Genomic DNA, 17,675 nt, shown 5'->3' on the forward strand with positions numbered 1-17,675 from the left:
CACCACTACTTTCGTAGCGGTGGTTTATCTATATTAACCCAAATAGCCTAATATTGTATCAAATGATTAACGAACTTCTGCTCCGAGTTGTTCAACAAGGACTTTAGTGATTTTATCCATGTATTTAGTAACTTCTTCATCAGTCAAGTTATCGTTTGGATTTTGGAATGTAAGGCTGTAAGCCATTGATTTCATACCTTCAGCGATATTAGCACCAGCATAAACGTCAAAGAGCTTGATATCAGTCAAACGTTTCACTTTAGCTGATTCAATAGCAGCAACGATTTCTTTGTGAGTAGTAGTTGCTGGCAATAGCAAAGCAATATCACGAGAAACTGCTGGGAATTTAGTGATTTCAACAAATGCTTTATCAGCTTGAAGAGCAGCTTCGATGATATCCAAGTTCAATTCAGCTACGTAAGTTTCTGGAACGTTGTAGTTTTTAGCTGTTTGTGGGTGAATTTGACCAACAAAACCAACCAATTGACCATCCAAGTAGATGCTTGCTGTACGACCTGGGTGCATGCTTTCAAGACCTTTTTCGGCAACGTATTCAACAGTCAAATCAAGTTTGTTAAAGATAGCTTCAACGATACCTTTTGCATAGAAGAAATCAACTGGAGTTGCTTTTGTTTGGAAATCTTTTTCAGCTACCAAACCTGAAATAGCAAAGGCAAATGTGCTGATTTCGTTTGGTAATTCTTCTTTTGGATTACCTTTTTGTTCAAAGACTTTACCAATTTCATAGATTGCCATGTTACTATTTTTACGAGCAACGTTATAAGCAATGGTATCAAGCATACCAGAAACAACGTTTTGACGAAGAACTGAACGTTCTACTGACATTGGCCACATCAATTCAGTCAAATTGCTTGGTTGCAATGTGAATTCAGTTGCTTTTTCAGGTGTTGTCAAAGCATATGAGACGATTTCAGTCAATCCAGCACCTTCAGCAATTGAACGCATTTTACGACGCAATTTTTGTGTTGCTGTCAATTCACCTGCAGTACCAGCAGCTTGTGGAAGTGTTGTTGGAAGATTATCGTAACCGTAAATACGAGCAATTTCTTCAACCAAGTCAGCTTGGATAGCAATATCCCAACGACGACGTGGTACTGAAACTGTGAATTTATCAGCATTTCCTGACAAACCAAAACCAAGTTTTGCAAAGACATCTTCGATATCAGCAAAAGTCAATTCTGTTCCCAAACGAACGTTTACGTAGTCAAGTGTTGTTGATACTTCAACATCTTCAGTTGGAACTGAACCAGCTTCCACACGACCAGAAAGAACTTCGCCTTCAGCTAATTCTGTTAGCATTGCTGCTGCAAAATCAAGCGCTTCATCAACAGTAGCGTAGTTGATTCCTTTTTCAAAACGAGCTGAGCTTTCAGAACGAAGATTCAAACGAGATCCAGTACGGCGGATGGCTGTACCATCAAAGACAGCAGCTTCAAGAACAACGTTTTTAGAAGCGTTGTCGATTTCAGTAGCTTGACCACCCATCACACCAGCAAGAGCAACTGGTTTGTCAGCAACTGTGATAACAAGATCTTCTTCTGTCAATTCACGTTCTTCACCATCAAGAGTGACCAATTTTTCACCAGCACGCGCATTGCGAGCGACGATTTTATTGTCTTCAAATTTATTCAAATCAAAAGCATGCATTGGTTGACCGAAGTACAATAGCACGTAGTTTGTCACGTCGACAACATTGTTGATTGGACGAATACCAGCGTTCATCAAAAGGTTTTGCATCCATTGTGGACTTGGTTTAACAGTCACGTTTTCAACGACACGTGCTTTGTAAGTCAAGACTTTGTCAGACTCGATAGCAACATCGATAACGTCTTTTGCAGCTTTAGAAACTTCCTTAAGTTCTTTTTCTGGGAAGTGAACTTCTTTTCCGTAGATAGCAGCTACTTCATGTGCAACCCCACGCATTGAAAGGGCATCTGCACGGTTTGGTGTGATTGACAACTCAACAATTTCATCATCCAAATCAAGGTATGGGAAAATGCTGTCACCTGGTTTAGCATCTTCTGGCAAGATTTGAATACCATCTGAGAATTCTTTTGGAATGATTGATTCTGGCAAACCAAGTTCTTGGAGTGAGCAAATCATACCAAGTGATTCCATACCACGGATTTTACCTTTTTTGATTTTGTAGTTATCAGCAATACGTGCACCTGGTACAGCTACGATAACTTTGATACCTGCAGTAACATTTGGAGCACCACAAACGATTTGGCGCAATTCATCATCACCAGTATCTACTTGGCAAAGGTGCAAGTGTGTTTCAGGAACATCTTCACAAGATACAACGTGACCAACAACCAATTTTGTCAATCCTTCAGATGGTGATGAAACTCCTTCAACCTCAATCCCTGTTGTTGACATTTTTTCAGAAAGCTCATGTGTTGTTACATCAACATCAACAAGCTCTTTTAACCATTTATAACTTACTAACATAATATGTGTTAAAAGCTTTTCGCAGTCAAAATACGTTTGACAGGTAAGCTTCTTTATCCCTTTCTACTCTTATTCTTTTAAGGCTTTTCGCATAAGCCAATCTGTGTCTACTTTATCGCCAACTTTAAATGAGTGCTCTGAAAATTTTTCAAAGCCGTATTTACGGTAGAAACCTTGAGCTTTGACATTGCCTTCCCAGACACCTAACCAAGCCCAATCAAATCCGCCTGCCTTAGCCATATCAAGCGCCAGCTCAAATAATTTCTTACCTAAGCCTAGTCCCTGACATTCACTAAGAATGTAAATACGTTGGATTTCAAAAGCATTTTTTAGTTCATGCTCTGTCTGTGCTGCGCCCCAGTTCACTTTCATAAAGCCAACCTCGCGCCCATCAACTAAGACAAATCGAACATCAGATTCTTTATCTGTCACATCTTTTTCAAGTTGCGCTAAAGTATAATTGTCATTGAAAAATTCTTGAAGTTCCTCCTCGGTATTATCAAAACCAAAGGTCTCACGGAAAGTATCGATACTAAGCTTTTGTAGCACATCTAACTTATCCAAGGTCACTTTTTCAACTTTGATTTCTGCCATGATGACCTCCAATTCTTTTTCTTACTAATTAATTATTTAAATTGATCTGAGAAACGGACATCGCCTTGATAGAAGCCACGGATATCATTGATACCGTAACGAAGCATCGCAATACGTTCTTGACCAAGACCAAAAGCAAATCCAGAATATTTTTCTGAGTCTACACCAGACATTTCAAGAACGCAAGGGTGTACCATACCAGCACCAAGGATTTCAATCCAACCAGTTTTCTTACATACGTTACAACCTTTACCACCACATTTGAAGCATGACACGTCAACTTCTACTGATGGTTCAGTGAATGGGAAGTATGAAGGACGAAGACGGATTTTACGATCTTCACCAAACATTTTCTTGATAATCATTTCAAGAGTTCCTTTAAGGTCACCCATAGAAATGTTTTCACCAACAACAAGACCTTCGATTTGATGGAATTGGTGACTGTGTGTCGCATCATCTGTATCACGACGGAAAACACGTCCTGGTGAGATCATTTTCAAAGGACCTTTAGAAAAGTCGTGTTTATCAAGTGTACGTGCTTGTACTGGACTTGTGTGAGTACGAAGCAAGATTTCTTCAGTAATGTAGAAAGTATCTTGCATATCACGTGCTGGGTGATCTTTTGGCAAGTTCATGCGTTCAAAGTTGTAGTAGTCAGATTCAACTTCATAACCATCAACAACTTGGAATCCCATACCAAGGAAAATATCTTCAATTTCTTCACTTGTTTGTGTCAAAACGTGACGGTTACCAAGGTTTACTTGACGTCCTGGAAGAGTCACATCCAAGCTTTCTGATTCCAATTGTGCTTTGATTTTAGCAGCTTCAACGATTTTAGCTTGTTCTTCAAAAGCTTTTGTCAAAACGTCACGTACTTCGTTAACTTGTTTTCCGACAACTGGACGCATTTCTTTAGAAAGATCTTTCAAACCTTTCAATAATTCTGTCAATGATCCTTTTTTACCAAGAACTTGCACACGTAATTCTTGAAGTTCTTTTGCATTGTTTCCACGCATTTTAGCCAATTTAGCTTGCGTAGATGATTTTAATTCTTCTAACTGCGCTTGTAAATCCATTAAAATTCCTTCCTTGGGGCAACCCCTAATGTTTTTAAACGAAAAAAGCGTGCCACACTCCAATAGCGGAGCGTTGACACGCGGTACCATCCGTTTTTTATCTGACTAGCAGACCTTAATTCATCGTCTTTAACATGAGTGAATTCGCCAAACTTTCATCTAGGAAGCTTCCAGTCACGACTTCCATTCCCTGTTAAACTGCCATAAGGTTACTAGTCTCATAAGACACTATTCAATTTACACCCCATTCTAGCAAATTTTTTGCCATTTGACAAGGTTGAATATAGCAGCTTAATTCACACTAACCTGACCTGAATAATAATCAAAGCTTAAACCACTTTGGACATTCGGAATGAAAACATTAAACTCTAAACTACCATCAGATGATTTTGCTTCCAAATGTGTCCCGCTAGCAAGAATATTATCGCCATCATAGATTAAAGTCACGCGGTAACGAACACGTTTATTCTGATCAAGTGCTCTTCTGACCTGACCTTCGTAGTAATTTTGACCCGTTGAGTCTTCTGAACTAGCTTCATTTGCCCAGGCTGTCTGAGTGGCTACATTTTCAGGATTGCTTGTTGAAGCATCAAAGCCTTTTAAGCCACCAACTAAAGCATAGCCGAGCAAGTGCCCACGGTCCACGGCGTGACTGTATGTTCCAGAAAGATTTTGCACTTGGTGCCAGCCCGCTGGTGTCCATGAAGTTGAGCCATTTCCAGTTTCCTCACGGCTTCTATATTGACGTGTCGACTTACTCAACAAAGCATTTGCGACCGTTGGAATAGTCTGACCTTGCACAATTTTTGTTTTGTTATTGGCATAAGGTTTGCTGGCTACTCTTGCATTCAAATCGGTTTTATTTCCGTTAACCAAATAAGCTCCCGCACCGTTCCATTCTAAATTTGAACCAAGCTGAGCTTTAACACTGTCTGTTAAGACTGAGTCTGCTAATTCTTGACTTGGTGTTGCTTGATTAGCAGAAGACTGATTTGACACAATCTTTGAAGATGATTCTCCCGTAATCAAGGAAATAACTTGATTAACAGGATCACTTGAATCTGAAGTTGTCAGCCAACCCGCACCAATACTAACCAATAAAACTAATAAAGAAATAAATGATTTTGTCTGTTTAGACAGTTTTGATTTCTTTGCCATAAAATCCTTTCACTAAAAAAGTGGAACATCGTGCTTTATCAAAATCATAAAGTCGATTATCCCACTTCTACATTTTCGTCAAGCTGCTCTAAAATACAAATAGCTTATTGGCCTGTAAATTTGCCAATAATTGCTTGCCATTTATCAATCGATAAAATTGAGAATGGATTTTTACCATCACCAATGACGGCATATCCAATCATCAATCCAACTGCTAAAAATAAACAAGCCAAAAGAGCAACCACTAGAACTAATCCTAACTGTTTTGCTACGTATTTCCAGCCACTTGTCATTTTTTAAGCCTCACTTACACGTTTAATATTTGCACCGAGTTTAGCCAATTTTTCATGGAATTTGTAGTATCCACGGTCAAGGTGATTCAAGCGACCAACTGTTGTTGTTCCTTTTGCCACCATCCCTGTCAAAATAAGGGCTGCGCTAGCACGAAGGTCAGTTGACATAACTGGAGCACCTTGAAGCTCTAGCCCACCATGAATCATAGCTGTATCTCGCATGATTTCTGACTGCAAGCCCATACGGCGCATTTCTTCCAAATGTTGGAAACGATTCTCAAAGACCGTTTCAATCATTGTTGATTCGCCATTGACAACTGCCATCAAGGCTGTAAATTGTGCTTGCATATCTGTTGGGAAACCTGGATGAGGAAGTGTTTTAACTGTTACAGGTTTCAATTTTGCTGTATCTGCAACAACACGAATTCCTTCAGGTTCATCAATAACGGTCACACCCATCTCAATCAATTTTGAAATCAAAGGACGATTGTGTTCCCAGATAGCATCCTTAACAAGAACATTACCTGATGTCATAGCTGCCGCTACCATGAAAGTTCCAGCTTCAATACGGTCTTGAACCACATCATGTTCAGCACCATGAAGACTATCGACACCAGTAATGGTCAAAGTCTCTGTACCAGCACCTTTAACGATAGCACCCATTTTATTAAGCAACATAGCCAAATCAACGATTTCAGGCTCACGTGCTACATTTTCAATAACTGTCACACCTTCTGCCAAAGTTGCTGCCATCATCAAGTTTTGTGTTGCACCAACTGATGGGAAATCCATGTAAATTGTTGTCCCTTTAAGTTTCCCGTCAACAGTCGCTGTGATATCACCACCAGCTTGTGTGATTTTTGCCCCCATAGCTTCCAAACCTTTAAGGTGAAGGTCAATTGGACGACTACCAATCGTGCAGCCACCAGGCATTGATACTTTTGCATGACCTTTACGCGCTAAAATTGGTCCTAAAACAACGATTGAAGCACGCATTTTGCTAACATATTCATATGGGGCAATATCCAAAATATCTCCTGAAGCATCCACTTCAATGGTGTTCTTTGCTTCATCAAAATCAACTTGAATATCTAAACCACGGACAACATTATTCATCGTAAAGACATCTGAAAGGATTGGGACATTTGTTAAAACTGTCTTTCCTTCCTTCGGTAAAATTGTCGCTGCAAGAAGAGGAAGAACCGCATTCTTTGCTCCTTCAATGATTACTTCTCCTTCTAGGCGTGTATTACCGCCTTCAATAATAATTTTATCCAAAATGAACTCCATTCTTATATTATAATATCAAAATTATATCATAGTTTAGCAATTATTGCTTTTATTGAAAACCAAAGAAGAAAGTCTGACTAACTGTAATGATTTCTAAAATAAAATGGCTTACCATATAACCAAGTGCAATACTAACCAAAAGAATAAATACTTTAAGGCGACCAATATTCTCAGGCGTATTTTTAATTAATTTTGACCAATCAAATAAATTTCGAAGAATTTGATGTGTCATTGCAATAAAAACAAGGTGACTAATCAAAGTCACTGAACTATTTAAAATTTCCATAGAACTATTATATCAGATTTCATTTTCGACAACAAAAAACTGCACAAGTGTAAGCTTTCTTCATGAAAAAAACATCAAAAAGTAATTAAAAAAGCCTGAGATAAACTCTCAGACCTTTTCGTTTATTTATTACCAACACTGATACGGTTCAAAGCACGGCGAAGAGCAACTTGTGCACGACGTACTTCGTCGATATCGTGAGTACTTTGAGCTTGTTCCAATTTACGTTCAGCACGAATCTTAGCGCGTTCAGCACGGCTAACATCGATATCGCGTTCACGTTCTGCAGAATCTGCAACAATTGTCACAAGATTATCTTTAATCTCAATAATACCACCGTTGATAGCTACCCAATCCACGTGATTAGGATCATCTGTACGATGAATTTTCATCTCGTGAACTGTTAGCGGAGCAATGAGGTTAATGTGTTCTGGCAAAATCCCCATCTCACCATCCGGTGTTTTTACTGAAATAAAATTAGCATGGTGATCATAGCGAATACCATCTGGTGTTACTACCTGAACAGTCATAAATGTCATGGTATCACCTCATTAGTAATTCATTTTCTTAGCTTTTTCAACTACATCCTCGATTGGACCTACGTTACGGAAAGCATCTTCTGGAAGATCATCGTATTTACCTTCCAAGATTTCCTTGAAGCCACGAACAGTTTCAGCAACTGGTACGTATGAACCAGGCATACCTGTAAATTGTTCAGCAACGTTGAAGTTTTGTGACAAGAAGAATTGGATACGACGAGCACGTCCAACCAATGTTTTTTCTTCATCTGACAATTCATCCATACCAAGGATTGCGATGATATCTTGCAATTCACGGTAACGTTGAAGAACACGTTGAACTTCTGTTGCTACTTCATAGTGTTCTTGACCAACAATTTCTGGTGCAAGGGCACGTGAACTTGAAGCAAGTGGGTCAACGGCTGGGTAGATACCCATTTGAGTCAACTTACGTTCAAGGTTAGTTGTTGAATCCAAGTGAGCGAATGCTGTTGCTGGCGCTGGGTCAGTGTAGTCATCGGCTGGCACGTAGATGGCTTGGATTGATGTAACAGAACCTTTTTTAGTTGATGTGATACGTTCTTGCAATTGCCCCATTTCAGTAGCCAATGTTGGTTGGTAACCAACGGCTGATGGCATACGACCAAGAAGGGCTGATACTTCAGAACCTGCTTGAGTGAAACGGAAGATGTTATCGATGAAGAGAAGCACGTCTTGTCCTTCAACATCACGGAAGTATTCCGCGATAGTCAAACCAGTAAGGGCAACACGCATACGTGCTCCAGGTGGTTCATTCATTTGACCGAAGACCATGGCTGTTTTTTCGATAACGCCAGATTCTTTCATTTCCCAGTAAAGGTCATTACCTTCACGTGTACGCTCCCCAACACCGGTAAATACTGAGATACCACCGTGTTCTTGGGCAATGTTGTGAATCAATTCTTGGATAAGAACGGTTTTACCAACACCGGCACCACCGAAAAGTCCGACTTTACCACCTTTTAGGTAAGGGGCAAGAAGGTCAATAACTTTGATACCTGTTTCAAGGATTTCTGATGATGTTGATAATTCATCAAATGCTGGTGCTTTTTTGTGAATTGGTTCGCGTGGTGCATCTTCTGCAAATGGTTCATCAAGGTCAATTGTATCCCCAAGAACATTAAACACACGACCCAAAGTTTCTTTACCAACTGGTACACTGATTGGACGACCAGTATCGAAAACTTCTAATCCACGTGTAAGCCCATCAGTTGATTCCATAGCGATAGTACGTACAAGACCGTCTCCAAGTTCAAGAGCAACTTCGAGCACGATTTTTTGAGATTTATCGCCATCTTTATAAACAATCAATGCATTATTAATCTCAGGTAGTTTGTCACCAGCAGCAAACGCAACGTCGACAACTGGACCTACAACCTGAGCAATTTTGCCTGAGCTCATGTTTTTCTCCTTTTAGATTTTTTAGGGATTTTCTCCCTTTTTATGAGGCTAAGAAGCTCTCATATTATTCTAGTGCGTTAGCACCTGCTACAATTTCAGTGATTTCTTGCGTAATAGCAGCTTGACGCGCACGGTTGTACTGAATAGTCAAATCGTTAATAACGTTTTTGGCATTATCAGTAGCTGTTTGCATAGCTGTCATGCCAGCGGCATGTTCAGCAGTTTTAGCATCAACAATGGCACCATAAATAAGGCTTTCAGTATATTGTGGCAAGAGTTGTTCCAAAATCATTTCACGATTTGGTTCCAATTCAAATCCACTTACACCTTCTTCTGCTGCTTCATCAGCATCCAATTCAGCAATTGGAAGCATTTGTTGAACACGAACTTGACTAGTCAAGCTGTTCACGTGGTGATTGTAACATACATATAATTCATCGAACAATTCGTTTTTATACATCTCAACAGATTTTGCGATGATATTTCCAACTTGTTCAAATGATGGCTGATCTTCCAAACCACGCAATTCAAAGACAACGTTCATTCCACGAGCTTTAAAGAAATCAGCACCAATACCACCGATGGCAATAATAGCGTAGTTGCCATCTTGGTGATATTCCTCAATAAGATCCATCATTGCTTTCAAGATTTTTGAGTTATATCCACCAACAAGTCCTTTGTCAGACGTGATAACAATGTAACCAGTCTTTTTAACCGGACGAGCGGCTAGCATTGGATTTTTTGAACCATTAACTAGTTCTGATTTCAATAAGTCAGTAGTGATTTGACGAATTTTTGAAGCATAAACTTGGAAATCTTTTGCTGCTTGCTCAGATTTAGTCAATTTCGCAGCAGATACCATTTGCATGGCACCTGTGATGTGACTTGTTTTCTGAGTTGAAATAATTTTCCCTTTGATTTCACTAAGAGAGCCTGCCATATGCTACCTCCCTCTTATTTGAATTCTGACTGATCTTTAAAGGCTTGAATAGCTGCATCTAAGACAGATTCTTCTGGTAAATCTTTGGTTGTACGGATAGTTTCAAAGATTGATTCGTAGTGTGCATCAAAGTAATCATACAAAGCTTCTTCGAATGCTAGGATGTCATTTACTGGCACATCATCCAAGAAACCATGAGTAAGTGCATAAAGAATCACAACTTGTTTTTCAACAGGAAGTGGTTTGTGAACAGGTTGTTTAAGCACTTCAACTGTACGACGTCCACGGTTAAGTTTAGCTTGAGTTGCGGCATCCAAGTCAGAACCAAATTGAGTGAAGGCTTCAAGTTCACGGTAAGAAGCCAAGTCAAGACGAAGTGTACCAGCAACTTTCTTCATTGCTTTGATTTGTGCTGAACCACCAACACGTGATACTGATGAACCAGCATCAATCGCAGGACGAATACCTGAGTTGAAAAGATTTTCTTGCAAGAAGATTTGTCCGTCAGTGATTGAGATTACGTTAGTTGCGATGTAAGCTGAGATATCACCAGCTTGTGTTTCGATAAATGGAAGGGCTGTAATTGAACCACCACCAAGAGCATCAGAAACTTTCGCAGAACGTTCAAGCAAGCGGCTGTGAAGATAGAAGACATCACCTGGGTAAGCTTCACGTCCTGGTGGACGACGAAGAAGAAGTGACAGTTCACGGTAAGCCACCGCTTGTTTTGATAGATCATCATAAACGATCAATACATGTTTTCCGTTATACATGAATTCTTCAGCCATTGCAACACCAGCATATGGAGCGATGTAAAGTAATGGAGAAGGTTGTGAAGCTGAGGCTGTCACAACGATTGTGTAATCAAGGGCACCGTATTTACGAAGTGTTTCAACTTGTGTACGAACAGTTGATTCTTTTTGACCAATCGCAACATAGATACAAATCATATCTTGTCCTTTTTGGTTCAAAATTGCGTCAATCGCAACAGATGTTTTACCTGTTTGACGGTCACCAATGATCAATTCACGTTGACCACGTCCAATTGGAACCAAAGCGTCAATCGCTTTAAGACCTGTTTGGAGTGGTTCAGAAACTGATTTACGTTGCATAACGCCTGGTGCAGGTGTTTCAACTGGACGTGTAGCAGTTGTCTTGATATCACCAAGACCATCTACTGGTTGACCAAGTGGGTTAACAACACGACCGATAAGAGCTTCACCTACTGGTACTTCCATGATTTTACCAGTACGTTTTACTTCATCACCTTCACGAATTGTAGAGAAATCTCCAAGAATGATGATACCAACGTCATTTGACTCAAGGTTTTGAGCCATACCGAAAGCACCATTTGAAAATTCAAGAAGTTCTCCACTCATGGCATTATCAAGACCACGAGCACGAGCGATACCATCACCGATATAAGTGACAACACCAGTTTCTGTGACGTCAAAATTTGGCTGGAAGTTTTCAATTTGCTTTTTAATTAAAGCGCTAATTTCTTGTGCATTAATTGCCAAAAGTCACACCACTTTCTATTTCAAATTCATTTTAAATTCTTGCAATTGACGACGAATACTTGTGTCAATTACTTTATTGTTAACATTGATAACAAATCCACCAAGGATTGATTCGTCAATGTTTTCAACGAGTTTTCCAGCTTTAACACCGAATTTTTCAGCAACTAAAGCTAGGATACGTTCTTTTTGTTCATCAGTTAAAGCTACTGCGGTTGTCACAACAATATCGTGTTGATTTGTAGCAATAACAAAATCTTTTTGAACACCTTCTAAGATGGCTTTCAAGAACGCTTCTCGTTCGTTTTGTAAAATTACCTCAAGAAAATTGTTCATGTAAACTGAACTAGACTCTTGAAGCAACCTAACAAGTTTTACTTTTTCATCACGTGAAACGACTAAACTCGACAAGAAGTCAGCTAAGTTTGTCTCTTCAAAAACAGACAACAAAGCTTCTGTTTCTGATTGGAGTTCAGCTAAACTGTCTTTTTCAATAGCAATTTCTACGAGACTTTTCGCATATTGCTCAACAAGAGCTTGTGTCTTTTTATCCATTAGGCATCTCCTAGCTTGTCAAGATAGCTATCAATGAGATTGCTTTGAGCTTCTTTGTCAAGATTAGCTGTCATGATTTTTTCTGCCAAAAGGACAGTCAAATCAGCGACATCACCTTTAACACTTGAAAGAGCTTCTACTTTACTTTGTTCGATATCTTGATTAGCTTTAGCTTTCAAGCGGCTAGCTTCTTCGCGTGCTTCAGCGACAATTTTAGCCTCTTGATTTTTACCAGTTTCTTTGGCATCATCAATAATTTGAGTTGCCTCAGTACGAGCGCCAGCTAACTCTTCTTGGCGTTTAGCAGCAAGAGCTTCTGCTTCTTTACGTGCTGCTTCTGCACCATCAATATCATTAGCAATTTTTTCTTCACGAGCGGTAAAGATCCCTGTCAATTGTTCCCAAGCAAAAAGTTTGATGAGAACCAACAAAAGGATCACTGAACCAGCAGTAATAATAATATTACCAATACTTGTACTATTGATTAGTGTTTCCATTGATTATTCCTTTCTTAAGATTCATCCTCATCTTCTGGGAGTTTTTCTGAGATATATTTAGATGACAAAATAGTGAATACATACGCTTGAATGCATCCGATAAAGGCTGAGAAAGCAACCCAAGCCAAGTTAAGGGCAAATGCCAATGGTGCAAAAATTAAGCTTTTTGTACCAAAGCCTACAATCAAAGCAGTAACGACTTCACCAGCATAAATGTTACCAAATAAACGTAGAGCAAGTGACAATACGTTAGTAAGTTGCTCTAAGATGTTCATTGGGAGCATCATTGGGAAAGGACTTAGATAACCTTTCAAGTATGCTTTGACACCTTTCTTTCGAATACCTTCAACATGGACAACAATCGCGATGATTAAAGACAAAGTAAAATCGACCATGAAAGTTGATGTTGGAGATGTCCAAAAGTTATAATCTTCAGACTCCAATTTAACTAGCAAACCAAGGTTGTTAGCAATCAGAATGAAAAAGAAGAATGTGAACATCAACAAGCTGTACTTAGGAGTGTATTCTCCAAGATTAGGTTTAATCGTATTTTGTACGAACTCGTAGACATACTCAATGAAATTTTGTTTTCCTTTAGGTTTCAGAGTCATTTTTCGAGTTGCCCAAAAAATGATACCGAAGGAAATAATCACCGTCAAGAGAGACATCGCTAAAATGGTTAAGTCAAACTCAATACCAAAGACATGCGCTGTTGGATTTACAGATGTTTCCAACTTTATCCCTCCTTCTTTTTATAAGTTCTTAGTTAGAATTATCCAACGAAGAATGTAGATGCAAGAAGGACGAAGAATGTACCTTCGATGAAGGCTACTCCAAGGAACATAAGTGTTTGCAATTTACTGAACATTTCAGGTTGACGTGCTGCAGATTTTGCAATGTTGGCAACGAGGATACCTTCACCAAGACTAACTCCTAGTACGGCAAGACCAAGTGCTAAGATTTTTAAATTCAACATGATATGAATCTCCTTTTAAAATTTTTTACTTCGTTATTTTAGTCCTATTTTAAGGAATTGTCAACGAAATCACCGTTTTCGGAAACGTTTTCCCAAACTATACTTAACCTTTGTTTAGTTTTTGAGCAATAATAAAAGGAAAACGGTCAAATCCGCTTTCCTCTAGGCTTTATGAGCCTTATTTACTAACATTTTATGATAGATTTTCTATACAAATGATGTTGGAAAACACGTTTTTGGACATAATGTCCAGAAACTGCTTTCATAGTTAATTTTACATATGATTTTGAAAACACTTTCTACTACTTAAAGTGTGAATTATTTGTCCATTGACTCATCTAAGTCTTCAACTTCATGAGCAAATTTTTGAGCAATAGCTTCTAGCGCTAAATCTTCTTGATCCCAAACTAAGGCATCATCTGAAATTTCATCCGTGTTAGCAAAGAAAGTAATATGATTTTTAAGATTACGAAGCACGATTGGCGCGTCACCACCGTACTCACCATCCAAATTAATCATCATTTTCTTGTCTGATAGAGGTTCAATTTCCAAGAAGTCTGTCTTGATGTACTCAATGCGCTTATCACCGATATGTTTACCACCATCAAGAACTAGTCGAATCAAACGTAAAATCTCAATCAAGTTAGCTGTTTTCACTAAAATCAAAGTGAACTTACCATCATCAAGTTTAGCATCTGGAGCGATTTGTTCAAAGCCACCTACTGAATTAGTGATGGCAGCAAAAATCATTGACACATCACCTTCAAAGACACCTTTTTCATGTTTGATGCGAACTGGAACTGTACGAATTCCTGGTAGAAGTTCAACCCCCTTTGCCAAATAAGCTAGGTAACCAAACATGGTTTTCAACTGACTTGGCACACTGTAAGTCAATTCTGTGAATGAACCTGCAGCAGCGATATTGATAAAATACGTATCCTCACGCGCTTGACCAATATCCATGTGAATCAGTTGGTTTTTACCAATAATTTTTGCAGCTTCAACGGGATTCCCACGAGGAATCTTAAGGGCACGCGCAAAGTCATTTGTTGTACCTGTTGGAATAATTGCCATTTTTGGTCGTTTTTCTAGCGGAGCAATTCCGTTAACAACCTCATTAATCGTTCCATCACCACCTGCAGCAATGACTAAATCGAAGCCAGCCTTTGCTGCTCTCTCAGCTTCATTGCGAGCTGAATTTTCTTCGGGTGTTGTTTGAAAGGCAGAAGTTTCATAACCAAAGCCTTCTAAAATATCTAGAACTTCGGCAACATTTTTCTTCATAATTTCCTGGCCAGAGGTCGGATTATAGATTAAACGTGCTCGTTTTTGTTTTTTGACCATATTATATTACCTCAAAAAGATTATAAACTTTCTAACCAAGCTTCATCACGAACGTCAATTCCAAGAGCTTGGGCTTTTGTCAATTTTGATCCTGCATCTGCTCCTGCAACGACAATATCTGTCTTTTTAGAAACACTGCCTGTAACCTTAGCTCCTAAATCCTGCAACTTTTCTTTAGCTTCATTTCGCGTTAAGCGTTGGAGTTTTCCAGTTAGAACCACTGTCAAACCAGCTAATTGAGCATCTTTGGAAACTTTCTTTCCAAGATAAGCAAAATTAACACCAGCATTTTTCAATTCTGCCAAAAGTTCTTCGGCTTCTTTTTTTGCAAAATAGCTGCGCAGTGACTTAGCAATAACTGTTCCAAGACCATCAATATTAGCAATAGCTTCTTCATCTGCTGCCACAAGGTTTTCGATACTTTCAAAAACTTCTAGGAGCTGACGACTTGCTTTAGCACCAACATGACGGATTCCTAAACCAAATAATAATTTTTCTGCTGAATTAGCTTTTGATGCTTGGATAGCATTGTAAAGTTTTTCAGCTGATTTTTCTTTAAAGCCATCAAGCGTCAGCAAATCTTCGACACTTAGTCGATAAATATCTGCAACGTCATGAACCAAATCCGCTGTAAAGAGTTTCTTAACAATTGAAGGTCCAAGACCAGTAATATTCATGGCATCTCGACTGGCAAAATGCGTTAAGCGCTCTTGAATCTGGCTTGGGCAAAGTGGGTTAATACAGCGAAGCGCCACTTCATCCTCATAGTGAATCAGCTCACTGCCACATGACGGACACGTCTCAGGAATTGGCATTGGGACTTGCTTATCACGCTTACTTTCAACCACGTGAAGTACCGCTGGAATAATATCTCCCGCCTTGTAGACAATAACGGTATCTCCGATTCGGATATCTTTTTCAGCAATATAATCCACATTGTGCAAAGTCGCACGACTAACAGTTGTTCCTGCAAGTTGAACAGGCGTCAAATTAGCTGTTGGGGTAACAACACCTGTACGTCCAACCGTCCAATCTACTGACAAAATCTCAGCTTCTTTTTCTTCAGCTGGGAATTTATAAGCAATCGCCCAACGTGGTGCCTTAACTGTAAATCCAAGTTCTTCTTGCATAGCAAGGCTATTAACCTTAATAACGATACCGTCAATATCATACGGAAGGCTATCACGCTCTGCAGCCACTTCTTGAATAAATGCCCAGATATCTTCCATTGAAGATGTTGTAATGCGTTTTGGATTAACTGAAAAACCATAACGAGACAATTCTTCTAAAACGTCATTTTGTGTGGTCATACTTGTTGACGCCACTTCTTGATACAAGAAGGTTGCTAGATTACGTTTTGCAACGACTGCAGTATTCAACTGACGAAGGGTACCAGCTGCGGCATTACGAGGATTGGCAAATTCTGACTGACCACTTTCCCGACGTTCTTCGTTAATCTTATCAAAAGATTCTCTCGGCAAATAAGCTTCGCCTCGAACCGTGATTGTCAAAGACTCTTCCAATTTGTGTGGAATGTCTTTGATGCGTTTGACATTTTCAGTGATATTTTCACCGATTGAACCATCACCACGTGTTGCACCAACTTGAAGTACACCGTCTACGTAGACTAATGATACTGAAAGTCCATCAATCTTAAGCTCAGCCATGTAAGATGCATTTGGAAATTCTGCCTTGACGCGACGATCAAAATCATCTAATTCCTCACGTGAAAAAGCATCTTGTAAACTATACAGTGGTGTTTCATGTTGATATTTTTCAAAGCCATCTAAAATAAGACCCCCAACTGCTTGTGTCGGACTATCCGGCAAAATCAAGTCTGGATTAGCCTTTTCAAGCTCTACCAATTCACGATAGAGCTTGTCATACTCACTATCAGAGACCGTTGGTTGGTCTTGTGTATAATACTCTTTTCGATACTGGTTGAGTTCGTCAACCAATTTTTGAATACGTTCTTTCATATATACTATTTTAACACATCTAAAGAAAAATACTCTTTAAAACTTATCATTTTTTGAAGATATTATATAGAAAAAAGAACTTCCACTTTTGGAAATTCTTTTGGTATATCAAGCAGTCAATTCAATGCGACTGGCTAATTTATCCATGACAAGTGAGCCAATTAGAAGAGAAGCAAGTTCTCCAACAGCTGAAGTAAACCAAGTCATCAAGAAAGGTGCATTGGCAACAATATGTAACTCGGTAGCAATGGTAAACATTGAAGCCGCAAATAATAGTGAGAAATAAAAGAATGCTTTGTTAAATAAACCATTAAAGAGATATTGATCTTTATAGCGGTCAAACAAGGTTACACCTAGCATCAAGAAAATAAAAGTCTGGCTACCACCGACAAAGACATCGATGAGACCAAAACTATATAAATTAGCAATCATACAACCTGCTGTTAAGCCGATAATATATTTACGATTATAAAAAGCCAAAAATACTAACATTTCTGATACTCGGAACTGATAAGCACCGTAAGAAATCGCATTTAGAGGCGGTGTGATTGTTAAAACAACATAAAGTGCTGCAACAAGGGCAACTCGAACAAAATCACGCATAGTGAATTTTTCCATTTTCTTCTCCTTTGACGTTTGAAAGCTTAGGTTTCAACGTTTGTAATATGCTTGGCGAAAGGGAACTAAGCACCAAGGGTCGTCAAGACAACGCTTAAAAGTATAGCACATTTTTCTAAAAT

The 17,675-nt window shown here is 39.0% G+C and carries 18 protein-coding genes and 1 riboswitch; all 18 genes read right to left on the bottom strand.

Annotation, left to right across the window (positions count from 1 at the left end):
* Nucleotides 1-66: 66 nt before the first annotated feature.
* The 18 genes from pheT to SFC32_RS04250 all read right to left on the bottom strand — a co-directional run bounded on the left by pheT (nucleotide 67) and on the right by SFC32_RS04250 (nucleotide 17,553).
* Nucleotides 67-2,472 carry a phenylalanine--tRNA ligase subunit beta gene (gene pheT / locus SFC32_RS04165; protein ID WP_411049771.1) on the bottom strand — a complete coding sequence of 802 codons (2,406 nt, stop codon included), beginning with the start codon at nucleotides 2,470-2,472 and terminating at the stop codon, nucleotides 67-69.
* Nucleotides 2,473-2,541: 69 nt separating this feature from the next.
* The gene (locus tag SFC32_RS04170; RefSeq protein ID WP_411049772.1) at nucleotides 2,542-3,066 is read right to left on the bottom strand and encodes a GNAT family N-acetyltransferase; all 525 of its coding nucleotides are present in this window, start codon (nucleotides 3,064-3,066) and stop codon (nucleotides 2,542-2,544) included.
* A 32-nt stretch (nucleotides 3,067-3,098) separates the two neighbouring features.
* Complete coding sequence (pheS, locus tag SFC32_RS04175; protein WP_411049773.1) at nucleotides 3,099-4,142, bottom strand: phenylalanine--tRNA ligase subunit alpha; 1,044 nt, start codon at nucleotides 4,140-4,142, stop codon at nucleotides 3,099-3,101.
* Nucleotides 4,143-4,433: 291 nt separating this feature from the next.
* The gene (locus tag SFC32_RS04180; RefSeq protein ID WP_411049774.1) at nucleotides 4,434-5,300 is read right to left on the bottom strand and encodes a DNA/RNA non-specific endonuclease; all 867 of its coding nucleotides are present in this window, start codon (nucleotides 5,298-5,300) and stop codon (nucleotides 4,434-4,436) included.
* A gap of 104 nt (nucleotides 5,301-5,404) precedes the next feature.
* Complete coding sequence (locus tag SFC32_RS04185; protein WP_020916495.1) at nucleotides 5,405-5,593, bottom strand: DNA-directed RNA polymerase subunit beta; 189 nt, start codon at nucleotides 5,591-5,593, stop codon at nucleotides 5,405-5,407.
* A 3-nt stretch (nucleotides 5,594-5,596) separates the two neighbouring features.
* Nucleotides 5,597-6,871: a UDP-N-acetylglucosamine 1-carboxyvinyltransferase gene (murA, locus tag SFC32_RS04190; RefSeq protein WP_074964794.1), complete on the bottom strand. Its 1,275-nt coding sequence runs from the start codon at nucleotides 6,869-6,871 to the stop codon at nucleotides 5,597-5,599.
* A 61-nt stretch (nucleotides 6,872-6,932) separates the two neighbouring features.
* Nucleotides 6,933-7,169, bottom strand: coding sequence for a DUF1146 family protein (locus tag SFC32_RS04195; RefSeq protein ID WP_004231090.1), 237 nt, complete (start codon nucleotides 7,167-7,169; stop codon nucleotides 6,933-6,935).
* 122 nt (nucleotides 7,170-7,291) lie between these two features.
* Nucleotides 7,292-7,708: a F0F1 ATP synthase subunit epsilon gene (locus SFC32_RS04200; protein ID WP_004231089.1), complete on the bottom strand. Its 417-nt coding sequence runs from the start codon at nucleotides 7,706-7,708 to the stop codon at nucleotides 7,292-7,294.
* Between the two features lie 12 nt (nucleotides 7,709-7,720).
* The gene (gene atpD, locus SFC32_RS04205) at nucleotides 7,721-9,127 is read right to left on the bottom strand and encodes a F0F1 ATP synthase subunit beta (RefSeq protein ID WP_039697146.1); all 1,407 of its coding nucleotides are present in this window, start codon (nucleotides 9,125-9,127) and stop codon (nucleotides 7,721-7,723) included.
* A 64-nt stretch (nucleotides 9,128-9,191) separates the two neighbouring features.
* Nucleotides 9,192-10,067, bottom strand: coding sequence for a F0F1 ATP synthase subunit gamma (locus SFC32_RS04210; RefSeq protein ID WP_020916491.1), 876 nt, complete (start codon nucleotides 10,065-10,067; stop codon nucleotides 9,192-9,194).
* A 14-nt stretch (nucleotides 10,068-10,081) separates the two neighbouring features.
* Entirely contained in the window at nucleotides 10,082-11,587 is a 1,506-nt protein-coding gene (gene atpA / locus SFC32_RS04215) for a F0F1 ATP synthase subunit alpha (protein WP_039697147.1), read from the bottom strand.
* 15 nt (nucleotides 11,588-11,602) lie between these two features.
* Nucleotides 11,603-12,139, bottom strand: coding sequence for a F0F1 ATP synthase subunit delta (locus tag SFC32_RS04220; RefSeq protein ID WP_039697148.1), 537 nt, complete (start codon nucleotides 12,137-12,139; stop codon nucleotides 11,603-11,605).
* Nucleotides 12,139-12,636, bottom strand: coding sequence for a F0F1 ATP synthase subunit B (atpF, locus tag SFC32_RS04225; protein WP_411049775.1), 498 nt, complete (start codon nucleotides 12,634-12,636; stop codon nucleotides 12,139-12,141). The genes SFC32_RS04220 and atpF overlap by 1 nt, the downstream gene beginning before the upstream one ends.
* A 14-nt stretch (nucleotides 12,637-12,650) precedes the next feature.
* On the bottom strand, nucleotides 12,651-13,370 hold the full coding sequence (gene atpB, locus SFC32_RS04230) for a F0F1 ATP synthase subunit A (protein WP_258255877.1): 720 nt from the start codon (nucleotides 13,368-13,370) through the stop codon (nucleotides 12,651-12,653).
* 38 nt (nucleotides 13,371-13,408) lie between these two features.
* Nucleotides 13,409-13,612: a F0F1 ATP synthase subunit C gene (locus tag SFC32_RS04235; RefSeq protein WP_039697151.1), complete on the bottom strand. Its 204-nt coding sequence runs from the start codon at nucleotides 13,610-13,612 to the stop codon at nucleotides 13,409-13,411.
* 318 nt (nucleotides 13,613-13,930) lie between these two features.
* The gene (locus tag SFC32_RS04240; RefSeq protein WP_039697152.1) at nucleotides 13,931-14,956 is read right to left on the bottom strand and encodes a diacylglycerol kinase family lipid kinase; all 1,026 of its coding nucleotides are present in this window, start codon (nucleotides 14,954-14,956) and stop codon (nucleotides 13,931-13,933) included.
* A gap of 20 nt (nucleotides 14,957-14,976) precedes the next feature.
* Entirely contained in the window at nucleotides 14,977-16,935 is a 1,959-nt protein-coding gene (gene ligA, locus SFC32_RS04245; protein ID WP_074481977.1) for an NAD-dependent DNA ligase LigA, read from the bottom strand.
* A 108-nt stretch (nucleotides 16,936-17,043) separates the two neighbouring features.
* Nucleotides 17,044-17,553 carry a QueT transporter family protein gene (locus tag SFC32_RS04250; protein ID WP_074563380.1) on the bottom strand — a complete coding sequence of 170 codons (510 nt, stop codon included), beginning with the start codon at nucleotides 17,551-17,553 and terminating at the stop codon, nucleotides 17,044-17,046.
* Nucleotides 17,551-17,663, bottom strand: a riboswitch (PreQ1 riboswitch). (Overlaps the previous gene by 3 nt.)
* Between the last annotated feature and the right edge of the window lie 12 nt (nucleotides 17,664-17,675).

Source organism: Streptococcus sp. TATVAM-FAB8 (assembly GCF_046592795.1).
Lineage (GTDB): Bacteria > Bacillota > Bacilli > Lactobacillales > Streptococcaceae > Streptococcus > Streptococcus ruminicola.